This is a genomic window from Streptococcus oralis (genome assembly GCF_003943825.1).
GTDB classification, from domain to species: domain Bacteria; phylum Bacillota; class Bacilli; order Lactobacillales; family Streptococcaceae; genus Streptococcus; species Streptococcus oralis_CD.
This window is the reverse complement of record NZ_RJNJ01000004.1, coordinates 137,015-152,110: the sequence shown is the minus strand read 5'-3', so window position 1 is coordinate 152,110 and position 15,096 is coordinate 137,015. Positions and strand designations below refer to the sequence as shown.

General features: G+C 43.9%; 2 protein-coding genes. Both read right to left on the bottom strand.

Going from position 1 to position 15,096, the window contains the following annotated elements; genetic code table 11:
- Window positions 1-97: 97 nt before the first annotated feature.
- Complete coding sequence (locus D8863_RS04980; protein ID WP_125441266.1) at window positions 98-6,544, bottom strand: ZmpA/ZmpB/ZmpC family metallo-endopeptidase; 6,447 nt, start codon at window positions 6,542-6,544, stop codon at window positions 98-100.
- A 228-nt stretch (window positions 6,545-6,772) separates the two neighbouring features.
- A complete protein-coding gene (locus D8863_RS04975) occupies window positions 6,773-15,085 on the bottom strand; it encodes a ZmpA/ZmpB/ZmpC family metallo-endopeptidase (RefSeq protein WP_125441265.1) in 8,313 nt (2,770 codons plus the stop codon).
- Window positions 15,086-15,096: the final 11 nt, after the last annotated feature.

Sequence of the window (15,096 nt, the reverse complement as noted above, 5' to 3'; positions counted from 1 at the left end):
GGTCATGTATCAGATTGTTTGTAAATTCATTCGTTTTTGTACTAAGCAAGCCATTCACCTAAAAAAAGAAGATCACTTGGATCTTCTTTTTTCGTGTCTATCTTTCAAAGATAGACTGTCTGAAGTCGTCTGTAGCACGTAGATAAGCGTTGAAAATACGATACTTGAGTTGGGCGACACTGCTCTTAGAGCTGTCTGATAAGGCACGATCAATGTTCTTAGCTGAGGCATCCGCTAGTACTGCTAAGTACATATAATCTTGTAATTCCTCATAAGAAGAAATCGTAATTTGTCGTTTGCTATCTAGTTTTCCTGCTTCAAACTCGATGGTGATAGGGCGAAGGAAGTTTTGAGCCTTATTGTATCGCTCATTCAACATAGCTTTCTTCAAATCCTTCCATGATTCATACTGACTACCGTAGAGGTTTTTAAGGATCCGATCATCTCCAACTACTCCGACATCTCCACGGTTCCAAGTTGAGTAGGTCTTATCACCTTCTTTGAGAGCTTGGCCAGCGTATTGGCCAGATACATATGGGACAAATCCTTGTTGGTAGCCCTTGTCTCCTAGCAATTCATAGGCTCTACGGCGGAACATAAGTCCCCCAGGAGCACCAGTTGGATTGTCCAGAGCTGCATAGAAGGAAGCAAACATATTGATGACATAGTAGCCATTTCGTCCAAAGCTAGCTCTATCCCAACCATCGCGACGACCAATGATATTATGATCAACCAGAGCATCGACAGATTTTAGTTTGGCTGCTTCTTCGGCAGTTATAGGGACAATTCGATCATCAGCGTGGGCTTGTTTACCATAAGAAGTTTTTTCAAAGTTATAATTTTCAGCCTTACGGTACCATTTCATTTTCTGTTGATCAGTTAGAACTCCAGTAACAATATCCCCTTCTACATAATCCAGAAGGTTCAGTACGTCAAAGACTCCATGCATGTAGTCGCGAAGAGCATCTGCTGAGGAGAATCGGGCAACAGGATCATAGGTATGGTAACGTGTGGTCGAATCTTTATCTCCTTGATAGAAGCTATTGAGAACGAGACCTTTTTCGCTAACATTGGTTACAGACTCTAACATTCCTGTAGCAAAGCTCTCAGGTCCTTCACCCTCACGACGACCATGTCCTTCAAAATAGATAGAACCATCCGAGTTGTGGGTCATTTCATGGGTATAGACCATGGTTCCAGAAGCTCCCAGCATCTGGTCATAGACGTAGAAGACTTCATAACCATTGGCAAAGGCTCCTAGTCCATTGTCTCCGTGATACTTGCCAGCAGGGCCAAAGAAATTGTACATAGCAACAGAGGTCTTATCATTACGCTGAGCCCAATATTGCTGGCCTTTATCATTATAAAGAAAGAAACCGTCTGTAACAATCACCCGTCTGAATAGAGTGTCTTTCCTGTTTGGACTTAAAATGTTGTACCACATGTCATAGTGGTTTCGTTGCCATTCAGCTGATTGATCCACAAGTTTTTCAACGTGTCGATGGAGTTCCTCGCCTGAGAGAACTCTGCCACCTTCTTTCCTGTAGCCTCCAAAGCTACCAAAGGCAATAGTCGACATATTGCTGATGATATAGACATCTCTTTCAGGTAAGGTCAGAAGTTGGAGGACCATTTGCTTGAAGCCCCAATCTCCCTGAGTCAGCCTGTCATAGACCTTGATTGTATACTTACTCTTACGATCTGCATTGTCCTGTTTAGCCTGAATTTCTGGCAGACTTGAACGAGCTTCTACGATATAAGCCTTGGTATTTTCCTTGAACCACTCACTGTTGGTTTTATTTGGCAAGAAGAGTTCACGCAGACTTTCTAAGTAAGCAAAGAGGTCTCCTTTGCCTTTTTCCTTGGCTAGAGATTGTCGGTAGGCATTGAAGTTGTTTTGCGCTCGAAGATTGCCCATTCCAGAGTTCCCAAGAGCGATGATAGTATCCAGTGTCGAAGCTGCTTGATTGCCAAAGAAATCAAACTTATAGACATTAAGATCTTTGGTATTGAACGTTCCATAGTTGACATTGTACCATCGGTTGAGATAGGTTAGACCAATCATGAAGGCTTCTTTGTTCTGCAGAATCTTTTGGCTAATCGCATCCGCTACGGCAAGGCCTAGGGTGTTGATCGACTTGTCAACTGAAAGCACCTTGAGGAGCTCCTGACCTAGTCCAGCCTTGGTTTGTTCAAAGGCTTTTTCTAGATAAAGATCATCTAAGGAAGCTGTTTCACCAATCCCTAATACTTTACGCACTGCAGCCGAGTCATAGGTCACAGATTTGAGTTCATGCAAGACACTCTCTTTAATAGACTGGTAGTCAGATAGGAAGGCTTCTGGCGTATAGAGTAAATTCTTATCAGCAATGCTATATTCTGCAATCTGGCCATTGGCAAAATCACCCTTGTAGGTCAGATCAAGATAAGAGATTGTCTTATCTGCATAATGAAGCATCAGTCTATTGATTTCACCCTTATGGCTGTTGACATCCGTTATCAGCGTCTCGTCTTTCATCGGAACCACATCTAGCAGGGCTACTTTGTTGAGTTTATCATCTTCAGCTAATTGGTTGGCTGTATGAACGATGAAGTCTTTGTTGTAGAATGGTAATAGTTTTTCTACATTTTCGTAGGCTTGCTTTCTGGACTCTTGGGCTCCCCTCACTCGACTATAGTCTGTTTGATGCTGGTAAGCTTGCTGCAATGACTCTTGGTCCGTCAAGTTTGAAGTGATTCCAAAGGACTGACGTTTGGCTTGCGCATCGGCTTCTGAAATAGAACGGACAAAACGCTCATCTTTTCGATTTGCTGTAGTTCCTTCAAGAACATAAGAGTCCCGAACAGAGGCCTCAGGATACGGATCTCCTGTCATGGCATGCCCATTTTGAACCTTGACACTAGTCAAGACATTTCGGACCTGTCCATTGTTCCAAGTAGATCCAATTGCTCCACCGACTTGGCCAGAATGTCCTGCATTTTGGATAGAACCACTCACATAAGAAGTTTCTAATCTAGCTCCATTCTGCAAGCGACCAATCAAGCCACCAACACGCTGGTCTCCATTTCGACCCGTTACTTGGATAGATACATCCGCCTGACTCTTCTGCGCCAGTGATTGGTTGCCGTGGAAATTACCGACCAGGCCACCAATATTGTACTCCTGCCCTCCATCTTGGGTGCTGGTGATGGACCCTTTAAAGGCAACATTGGTTAGTTTTGTGTTTTGGGCAACTCCTACGAGTCCACCGATATGCTTGTTCCCAGATAGACTACCACTTACAGAAACATCCGTAATCGTTGCATTTTGAGCATTGCTAGCCAAGGCCCCTATAGAATCCTTGCCTGTAACTGCAGCCGATTTCAAGGTCAGTTGCTGGATGGTGGCATTTTTCAAGGTTGCAAAGAGTGGTTTTGCCAAGTTGTAGATGGTATAATCTTTGCCATCCACTCGGCTAGTTAGACTACCTGAAAATTCTTCTGGTACATAGCTTGTCGCAGACTGTTCCAACTGGAGTTCATCCGCTGAAACATCCGCTCCTAGTTTGAAGTTTCCAGTCGGGTTTGACTTCATGGCCTCTATGAGCGCTTTGAAGGACGTATAGACACCTTCTTGGCTAAGAGGCGTTTTCGGCAGTTCAAAAGAGTAATCTGGACGATAATGGTCCCCTTCTCCCTCGACGAGCTGATTAGCTGATACCGTTACGGAGTAGGCATTTCCCTTGTCTGTAATCTTAGAAACAGGTAAGAGCATGTCCTTGAACTTATCTGACTGAATGCGGACATAGTAGTTGTCCAAATCAGACGGCACTTCCGACAAGGATAGGTAACGTCGGTAGTGACTGCCATCTTTACCGTACAGTTCAATGCGGTCAATGTCTTTGATTTCAACTTTCTTATAATCTAGCTGAACTGGACGTTGATCCTCTATACTAGTTTGTTCCCCCTGACCCAGGTCATATTTCATGACAGTTTTGAGAGTATAAGGAGTATAGTAGTCCAAGTCATCAAGTGTCAATTTTTGAGCGAGGTCCACAAGGTCGACTTCCTTAATTAACGTTTCACCCTTGTATAGCTGCACTTTGGCTGATTGATAGCTAGCTGTAGCATCCGTCAGGTGATAGCTAAGAGAAACTTGGCGTTTGTCTTCTCCCTTCTCGACACGGACTAGAGAGAGGGTTGGTTTTCTCTTGACTCCATCCAGAGCTTGACGAGCTGCCTCGAGATCCGTCCGAACTTGATCGACCAAGGCTTGATTGGCGAAAGGATTGTCCAAAACGAGCTTGGCCTGATCTAGAGCACGACGATAGCGGAGTTTGGCTTGTTCATCAGCATACTGGTAAGCAACTGTAGACTGAGTCACATCCTTCATGTCAAATTCAACACCAAGAGTTTTCTTATCAACAGGTTGACCGTCTAGATTATTCTTAGCAGTTTCAAGGGCATTTTTCAAGGAATCAACCTGTTCTTGACTGGCATGAGATGCCTCAAAGAGAGCTTGGGCATTTGCGACTGCCTGTTTATAAGACTCTTGATCTGCAGTGGTATCATTGAAATACTGATGCGTTTTCTGGATGCTATCGGCCTCTTCCACTAATTGGTGCAAGGGTTCGAGGTCGAGGGTTCCTTTTTCTGGTTCCACAGGAGCGTGATCCGCATTTGTAGAAATTGGTTTTGTACCGACTTTGATAATCTGAGGAACTGCTTCTTTTGTGATAGTGTTAGAGATTTCCTCTGTATTTTCGACTTTTCCATCTACTAAATACTGACGAGTCACAATCGTACGCACGCCATCTTGACCAGCTTGGCTAACTTCCCTTTGTCCCAAAGGCAGGTCTGCACTTTCCACTTCCTTAGTTGGATAGGGTTCGGCCACTGTTGTGGTAACGTCCTTTTCTTCAACGTTTAAGCTTGGAACTTCATTTACAGGAGCGTCTGTTGGTTTCTCGCTAACAGGGCGTGTTCCAACTGTTACGATCTCTGAGACCGCTGGAGTCGTCACTTCGTTGGAGATTTCCTGGCTTCTCTCTACTTTTCCATCTACCATGTACTGACGGGTGACGATTGTACGCACTCCATCTTGACCAGCTTGGGTTATCTTGGTCTGGCCAACTGGCAAGCTATCACTCTCTACTCGTTCTCGAGTGTAGGGTTCTGCTACCGTCGTAGTAACGTCCTTTTCTTCAACGTTTAAGCTTGGAACTTCATTTATTGGAGCGTCTGTTGGTTTCTCGCTAACAGGACCTGTTCCAACTGTTACGATTTCTGATACTGCAGGAGTTGTCACTTCGTTAGAGATTTCCTGGCTTCTCTCTACTTTTCCATCTACCATGTACTGACGGGTGACGATTGTACGCACTCCATCTTGACCAGCTTGGGTTATCTTGGTCTGGCCAACTGGCAAGCTATCACTCTCTACTCGTTCTCGAGTGTAGGGTTCTGCTACCGTCGTGGTAACATCTTTTTCTTCAACTTTTAAGCTTGGAACTTCATTTACAGGAGCATCTGTTGGTTTTTCACTAACGGACTCCTCTGGGCTTGGTTTTGTAGGAGAAAGGACCTTGCTTCCGACTTTTCTAATCTCAGAAGTAGGCTCAGTCGTTACCTGATTGGAAGCCTCCTCTGTATGGATCACCTGACCATTTAAAATGTAGCTGCGGGTCACAATGGTACGACTACCATTTTTCCCTGCCTGAATCACCTCAGTTTGACCTTGTGGCAAATCAGCTGCTTCTACTTCCTCTACTTGGAAAGGAATGATCTCTGTACGACTCGTATCTTTACTCTCAACCTTTAACTCTGGTTGTTCAAAGACAGGAGCTTCACTTGGTTTCTGAGCACGATACTCTTCCTGCGCTTGACTTCCGTTTGAAGTTTGAACTGGAGTATCAATAGGAGCCGAATGATTCAACTCTTTCTTGCCATCAAGTGGAGAGTTTACTTCTTTTTGAGATTTCAAATACCCTACATATTGGTAGCCTTCAATCGTAAGTGGGGATTGCAATGTTTCCCCGACCTGTACAGTCAATTCCTGATTATAGTCTGCCAGCATTTGATTTGTCAAAGCCAAGGAAGTTGGCGCGATCAGCTGACTTCCTAGACTGGTCAAGAGCATGAAAGAAGCTAGCTTTTTGCGATCATCTCTGCCCAGTTTAATCGCTACGACCAGTAGTACAATACCTGCCCCCGCTGCAATTGAGCTAAAGAGTTGGCTGTGACCAGTTGCAGGCAGCTGTCTCGTCGGACGATAAATCAAATAGTAAGTATCATCTGTTTCCTCAGCAAACTGTGGCAATTCTTTGACTACCAACTGCTTTTCTTGGTCCGTGAGTTCACTCTCTGTCACGTACTTATAGTGAATCTGTTTTGTGACGGATGGCGTCTGTTCACTGGCTGCTACACTAGCAAGAGAACCTCCTCCACTAAAAAGGTAGAAAACCCCTACCAGAGCAGAAACTAGACCAACCGAAACTTTTCTCAATGAAAAACGCTGGTGCTTTTCTCCTAAATAACTTCTTTTCATTCCTAATCTTTCCTTCATCATGATTTGAATCCCCTCTATTCTACCGAAATTTACTAGATTATTCAATTTATTTGCTATAAATAATAGCCACAAAAAACTGCTAATCTTTTCAGTTCATTTGCGCTTTCAAAATTCTTATCTTATCAGGTCTTGAATGCACAAACAAGATCATGGAGAAACCACAGAAAAATTCCTAGGTAGCCTTAAACCTAGGAATTTTTCAAATTTTAATCAAACAGAATCGTTTCCTTATTTCTTGAAAATAGACTGTCTGAAGTCGTCTGTCTCACGAAGATAAGCGTTGTAAATCTTCTTCTTGAGCAGGTTAACCCAGCTAGCTTCGACACGGCTAGTAGCATTGGTAATGTTGCGTACATCCTCTGCCACGGCTGCATCCATCAACTGCTGCATCTCTGCATAAGAGCGAATGGTTACTTTCTTGGTACTGTTTGGATTTTTAAGCTCGTACTCAATGGTAATTGGCTTCAGCTTGGTCAGCTGATCAATCCGCTCTTGATACATAGCTTTCTTGAAGGCTACCCAAGAGGTGTATTCACCCTTAAATACATTTTCCAAGACTTTCTGGTCCGTCACGAGACCAACATCTCTTCCAGACCATCCGTCCCACGTTTTCTTGCCTTCATCGAAGGCTTCCTGAGAGTACTGACCAGAAACATAAGGGACAAATCCGTCATGATAGCCCTTGGCTGCCAGTAATTCATAGGCTGTGCGACGGAACATGACGTCACCTGGCGCTCCATTTGGATTGCTCAAGGCTGAGTAAATTGGTGAGAAGAGGCTGAGGCTGAGGTAGCCATTTCGACCATATTTCCCGCTTTCCTTGTTCTCCCGACGAGTGATCACATCATTTTCAATGAGAGAGTCAAAGGTCTTCAGTTGCTTGATTTCCTCAGCTGTGAAGCTTCGCGTCTGGTTACCTGCGTGGGTCTCCTTACCATACTTATCTGTAATATAGTAATTCTCCATCTTCCTGAACCACTGTAACTTGGAAGCATCGCTCTGCTTCAACATAGAAGTACCTTCTAGATAGTCCAAGGTGTAGATCATGTCAAACATACCATGAACATAGTGTTGCAGGTCTGCTGCATTTTGAACGCGTTCCTTGAAATTATAGGTATGCATACGTGTCTTAGAATCCTTGTCCACCTTGAAGAGAGTATTGAGCGTAATGGTTGGTTCATCTGGGCTTGGCGAAGATTGCAAGAGTCCGCGAGCATAGAGTTCCGCACCCAAGCCCTCACGACGACCATAACCTTCAAAGTAAATAGCACCGTCAGAGTTATGGGTCATTTCATGGGTGTAGACAGAGTTTCCATAGTCTTCCAACAATTTAGCAGCATCAAAGTGAGTTACACTACCCGTAGCATAGGCATTATAGCCCTTGCTTGGATACCACTTGCCAGCTGGTCCAAAGAATTCCTGCATAGCCTGTGATTTTTTGTCATTAGCTGGAGCCCAATATCTTTGACCATTCTTGTCAACCAATGAGAATCCATCATAAACCAGAACCGAACGGAAGAGCTTGTCCTTGCTTTCTGGACTCAGAATCTTATACCAGAAATCATAGTGGTCGCGCTGGTATTCAGCTGTTTTTCTCACTCTGTCTTCAACATATTCAACTAGTTCTGCATCTGTGCGGATCCTGTTATTAGCATCAAGACGATAGCGATCATAAGCTCCCATAGAGAGGGTAGACATATTAGAGATAGCATAGACACCTTTCTCGGTCATGGTCAAGAGTGGCAGGAGCATGCCCTTGTGTTCCCAATTATCTGCAGTAATCTTGTCATAAACACCGACAGAATACTTGCTCTTGCCCTCGGCTGCGTCCTGAAGCTGTCTCGCTTCTGCTACATCGGACTTAGCCTCAACGATGTAAGCTTTTGTATTGGTCTTGAGCCATTCATTATTGGTCTTGTATGGTAGGAAGAGCTGACGGTAGCCTTCAAGGTAATTGAAGAGTCCTCGCTTGCCAGTTGCTTCAGAGAGCGAATTATCATACGCTGTATAGTTGTTCTTAGCCTTGAGATTCTCTAGTCCTGATTTCCCTAAAGCAATGATTGTATCAAGAACCGAAACGTCATTTTTACCGTAGAAATCCATCTTGTAAGCCAACAAGTCCTTAACATTAAAGTTATCATAGTTGATATTGTACCAACGGTTAAGGTAAGTCAGACCCAATAGGAAAGCTTCTTTATCAGCAAGAATCTTCTTAACAAGATAATCATTAACTACTTCACCTTCAGTATTGATAGCCTTATCCATAGCTAGCACTTTGCGAAGCTCACCTGATAGCTGACTTTTCACCTGCGTAAATGCGGTGTCTAGGTATAGTTCATCCAAAGAGGTATCTGCTGCTACACCGAGAGCTGTACGCATAGCTGGCGAATCAAGAACGACCTTGTTTAACTCTGGCAAAACTTGATTTAGAATGCTAGTATAATCTGATACAAAGGCTTCTGGAGTATAAAGAAGGTCTAACCCCTTGATACTATACTCAGCAATGTCTCGATTTACGAAATCTCCCTGATAAGATAATTCTAGATAGTCAATGGTATTGTCCATGTAGTGAAGCATCAAACGATTGATTGCAGTTTTATTGCTATGGATATCAGTGATAATCTGGTCACCCTTCATCGGAACAACATCCAGTAGGTACTCCTTGTTCAACTTATGATCTTTCGGAATCTTGTTAGCAAACGAAACAATGGTTTCTTTATTGTAGAAAGGAAGCAGTTTCTCCATATTTGCATAAGAATATCCGCGGTCAAATTGAGCATTGTTTACTTGACCATAGTCGACAAAACGCATATTTAGATTCGTGTCATCTAGGCTAGTTGTTATGTCCATAGCAGTCAGTTTTTCTTCCATTTCTTCTTGAGTAATGGTAGAAGTAACAAACTGATCGTTTTTCAAGGTTTCACTCTTGGCAACTTTATATGCTTGCGTAATGCGGTCGTTCTTGTATCCCTGATCCCCAGAAATACTGTAAACATTTGTACCGCTAACATTACTGATCACATTATCAACCAAACCATTAAAGTAGTTCGAGCCGACCACTCCACCGATTTGACCGCTAGTGGTTGCATTATATAGTTTTCCTGTCACATAAGATTTGGTAATTCGAGCATTGTTTTCTAGACGTCCAACCAAACCACCGATACGTTGTTCATTTGATCGTGCACCACTTATAATCGTTACATCTGCTTTACTTTGGCTAATAAGAGATTCTCCTCCTTTAAGGCTTGAAACCAAACCACCTACGTTATAGGCTTTGATGTGTTGACTGTTAGATAGGATGGTACCCGTAAAGGAACTATTTGTAATCTTCGTATTGGTTCCATTAACTACTAGACCCGCTACGTTAGAGGCGTTTCCTACTACCGATACTCTCCCCTGAACAGAAACATCTGTGATTCGCGCATTCTCCGCATTACGTGCCAGCGCAGCCGAGTCATAGGTACCCACGATATTCACATCTTTAAAGTCGATATTTGAAATGGTAGACCCACTCTTGAGGTTTTCAAATAAAGGCTTGGCTAGATTATAAATGGCGTATTGCTTGCCATTTTGACTACCAGTCAGACTGCCGGTGAAGTTCCCTTTGAGATAGACATAATCCGCAGGAGCTAGGTTGACCTCACTCGCATCCAAATCAGCTCCCAGAACATAATTTCCTGCCATATTTCGCTTCATAGCGTCCACCAATCCAGCAAAGCTAGTGTAGACATTTTGCTGACTTGGGACTGCCTTACTGATGTAGAAGTCGTGCCCAGACTTATAGCCCGCTTCACTTTCTTGGACGAGTTCAGGAAGGGTTACATTAACCTTATAGACTGCCTTACCATCTTTCTCTGCTTCAGAAATGCTGTGAACTGGTAGGAGAATTTCCTTGGATTCACTTGATTTGATCTTAACGAAGTAGGTAGACAGATCTGTAGGCATAGAGCTCATCGATACAAAGCGCTTGTATTGGTCGTTTTCTTTATGATAAAACTCAACAGAATCAATATCACGGAAGGCAATCTTCTTGTATTCTAACTCAAAGTTACGACTGTCTGTTTCAAACTCAGTGAAGTTGCCATTATCCAGTTCATAAGTCAGCTTGGTTTTTAGAGTGTAGCCTGTGTAGTAGTCTAGGTCGCCAATTTTCAAGCTGCCAGCGAAGTTGGTAATTGAAAGAGTGCGAATCAGCTGGTCTCCCTGGTACAATTCTGCAGTCGCTGAACGGAAGGACTGGGTCTGGTCTTCCAATCTATATTGGACCGTCACCGACTTATCATCAGCATTCTCAGTCAGACTTAGAATGGAAATAGTCGGCTTGACTTTAGGCACTCCATTTAGAGCTTCTTTGGCTGCTGTCAGGCTAGCAAGAACTTGGTTGACTTGCACTTGTGTAGCAGTCTGATTGTTCAAAACTCCCTCTGCCTTGGTCAATTCGTCAGTATAAGCTGTCTGCTTTTCTGAATCCGCATTCTTATATTTAACCGAAGTTTTAACCGTTGGATTTAAATCGTACTCAGTCTGAAGAGCTGTTTTAACAACTTCAAGACCACTTAATTGAGCCTTGGCTTGATTGATTTGTTCCACCAGTTGGTTGACTTCTGCTTGGCTGGCTTGGGATTGGCTCAGAATCGCCTGCCCTGCCGTCAAAGCAGCATCATAGTTAGCTTGATGACCCTGACTATCGTTGAAATAACGGGCCTGAGCTTTAATCTGATCCGATTCTGCCAAGAGATTATGCAGTGAAATTAAATCGAACTCCTCTAAAGCATCTGCTTTCGGTGCATCATTTGGTACCATGGTTGGTTTAGCAGTTCCGACTTTGACTACTTGCGTTACAGGAGCTAGAGTTTCCTCATTGGATAATTCTTGGCGGTCGATTTCCTGACCATTGGAACTGTAGACTCGAGTCTTGATAGTTCGTTCGCCTTGGACACCCGGAGTTGTAATTTGACGAGCATCACGAACCAATTCGTCCGTTTCTTCTTCACGAATTGTGAAGTTAATCTTCTCAACGCGAGTTTCGTCGGTATAAGTTAGGGGATACTCTGGTAAAGCCTCTGCTTTCGGTGCTTCATTCGGTACCATAGTTGGCTTAGCCGTACCAACTTTGACGATTTGTGTTATCGGAGCCAAGGTTTCTTCATTCGAAAGTTCTTGACGGTCAACCTCTTGACCGTTAGAACTGTAAACACGAGTCTTAATGGTACGTTCGCCTTGGACTCCTGGAGTTGTTATTTGACGGGCATCTCGAACAAGATCATCCGTTTCTTCTTCACGAATTGTGAAGTTAATTTTCTCAACCCGAGTTTCGTCGGTATAAGTGAGTGGATACTCTGGCAAAGCGTCTGCTTTTGGCGCATCGCTCGGTACCATGGTTGGCTTAGCTGTGCCAACTTTGACAATTTGTGTTACAGGAGCCAAGGTTTCTTCATTCGAAAGTTCTTGGCGGTCGATTTCCTGACCGTTAGAACTGTAGACACGAGTCTTGATCGTGCGCTCTCCCTCAACACCTGGAGTTGTGATTTGACGAGCATCTCGAACAAGCTCATCGGTATATTGCTCCTCGATGTTGAAGGCTATTTTCTCAACCCGAGTTTCGTCGGTATAAGTTAGGGGATACTCTGGCAGAGCTTCTGCTTTCGGTGCATCACTTGGTACCATAGTTGGCTTAGCTGTGCCGACTTTGACGATTTGAGTTACGGGAGCCATGGTTTCTTCATTAGATAACTCTTGACGATCGATTTCCTGACCGTTAGAGCTGTAAACACGAGTCTTAATCGTACGCTCACCCTCAACACCTGGTGTTGCAATCTGGCGGGCATCTCGAACAAGCTCATCGGTTTCTTCTTCACGAGTGGTGAAGTTAATCTTCTCAACCCGAGTTTCGTCAGTATAAGTCAACAGATACTCTGGCAGGGCGTCTGCTTTCGGTGCATCGCTTGGTACCATGCTTGGTTTAGCTGTGCCGACTTTGACAATTTGCGTTACGGGAGCTAAAGTTTCCTCGTTGGACAACTCTTGGCGGTCAACCTCTTGACCGTTAGAACTGTAGACACGAGTCTTGATCGTGCGCTCTCCCTCAACACCTGGTGTTGTGATCTGGCGGGCATCTTGGACCAATTCATCCGTAGTTTGCTCTTCAATGTTGAAGGCTATTTTCTCTACACGAATTTCGTCGGTATAAGTCAACGGATACTCTGGCAGGGCGTCTGCTTTCGGTGCTTCATTCGGTACCATAGTTGGCTTAGCCGTGCCGACCCTGACGATTTGCGTTACAGGAGCTAGGGTTTCTTCGTTAGACAACTCTTGACGGTCAACAACTTGACCGTTAGAGCTGTAAACACGAGTCTTAATCGTGCGTTCACCTTGGACTCCCGGAGTTGCGATTTGACGAGCATCTTGAACTAATTCATCCGTATATTGCTCCTCAATGTTGAAGGCTATTTTCTCTACCCGAGTTTCGTCAGTATATGTCAACGGATACTCTGGCAGAGCGTCTGCTTTCGGAGCTTCATTCGGCACCATATTTGGCTTAGCTGTGCCGACCTTGACGATTTGTGTTACGGGAGCTAGAGTTTCCTCGTTGGACAACTCTTGGCGGTCAACCTCTTGACCGTTAGAACTGTAGACACGAGTCTTGATCGTGCGCTCTCCCTCAACACCTGGTGTTGTGATTTGACGAGCATCTCGAACAAGCTCATTGGTTTCTTCCTCACGAATTGTGAAGTTGATTTTTTCTACGCGCGTTTCGTCGGTATAAGTCAACGGATATTCTGGCAAAGCGTCTGCTTTCGGTGCTTCATTCGGTACCATGGTTGGTTTAGCAGTGCCGACCTTGACGATCTGTGTTACGGGCGCCAAAGTTTCCTCATTAGACAACTCTTGGCGGTCAACCTCTTGCCCGTTGGAACTGTAAACACGAGTCTTAATCGTGCGCTCACCCTCAACACCCGGAGTCGCGATTTGACGACTTCCTTCTGGAATTTCATCTGTATATTGCTCGTCAATAGAAAAATCAATCTTTTCTATTCTAACCTCATCATTTGTAGTCAATTCCAACTCAGAATTCTCATGAATAGGAGCTGTTTCAGGATTTGTCCCATATTCCGTTAGTTCTGGAATCTCTTGAACTGGAGGCGTATCAGAACTTGTGCCATATTCCGTCAATTCTGGAACTTCGTGAACAGGCGCTGTTTCAGGAGTTGTACCATATTCTGTCAGTTCTGGAGTCTCACGAACTGGAGACGTCTCAGAACTAGTCCCATATTCTGTCAGTTCTGGAATCTCTTGAACTGGAGATGTCTCAGGAGTTGTGCCATATTCTGCCAATTCTGGAACTTCGTGAACTGGCGCTGTCTCAGGAGTTGTGCCATATTCCGTCAGTTCTGGAAGCTCATGAACTGGCGCTGTCTCAGGAGTTGTGCCATATTCTGCCAATTCTGGAACTTCGTGAACTGGAGTTTCTTTTTGTATCGAGTTAGCTGGAGCTGTTCCAACTAAAATAATTTCAGAAACAGGTTCAAGTGTCACTTGATCAGAAATCATTTCGCTTTTCACGATTTCTTGACCCTTACGATAATGACGAGTCACAACTGTACGTTGACCTCGAACACCTGATTGTATAACTTTTGATTGACCTTGAGCCAATTCATCTGAATATTGGTATTTTGTCTGATAAGGAAGTTCTTGGACTGACTTTTGCTCACTAATTTTTAGTTCTGGCAGGTCATAAACGGTGCTTAGACGAGCAGATTCTCTCTCCTTGGCAGCTATAGCTTCTCTTTCTTCCTCAGTTAAAGCATCCCCCTTATCTGAAACAATCTCTTTCATATCAAGATTTGTTTCACTCGGTTTAAGTTCACTTCCCTTCTCTTTCTCCAAGTCAAGTGTCGGATTTTCCTTCTGAGCAGAATGAGCTAAATGACTATCATTTTGTTCTTCATTCTTTAAGTAACCGATATAGTCGTAACCGTCAATTTTCAATGGCGCTGGAAGTGCATCTCCAAGACCCAAGTTAAGACTTTGATTATATGCCGCAAGTTCGATATTCGTCACTGCTAAGACTGTTGGAGATAGCAGTATGGATCCCATTCCAGTTACCAACAAGATCGAAGATAAATACCTCTTCCCATTTCTGCCTCTAACAACTACAAGCACTAGTAATGCAAGACCTATCGCTGTAAAAGTTGATTCCCAAAGACCGGAATGACCTGTTTTAGGTAATACTCTAGACGAATCCGCTTGAGTAGTCGGACGATAAACTAAGTAATAAGTCTCTGAAGCATCCTCAACATGCTTTGGAATCTCCCTGATCAAGGCACTCTTCTCTGCCTCCGTCAATTCAGACTCCACTACGTAGTGGTATTTGACCTGAGCAGACTGCTGACTTTGAATTTCTGCTGCCTTTACAGAAGTCAAGTCCCCAGTTATTTGCCCACTCAAAAAGAAGCTTCCAATCGTCGCCGAAACGAGCCCAACGGACAACTTGCGGAAAGAAAAGCGCTGTCGTTTTTCTCCATAAAACTGATGTTTCATTCTCAAAATTT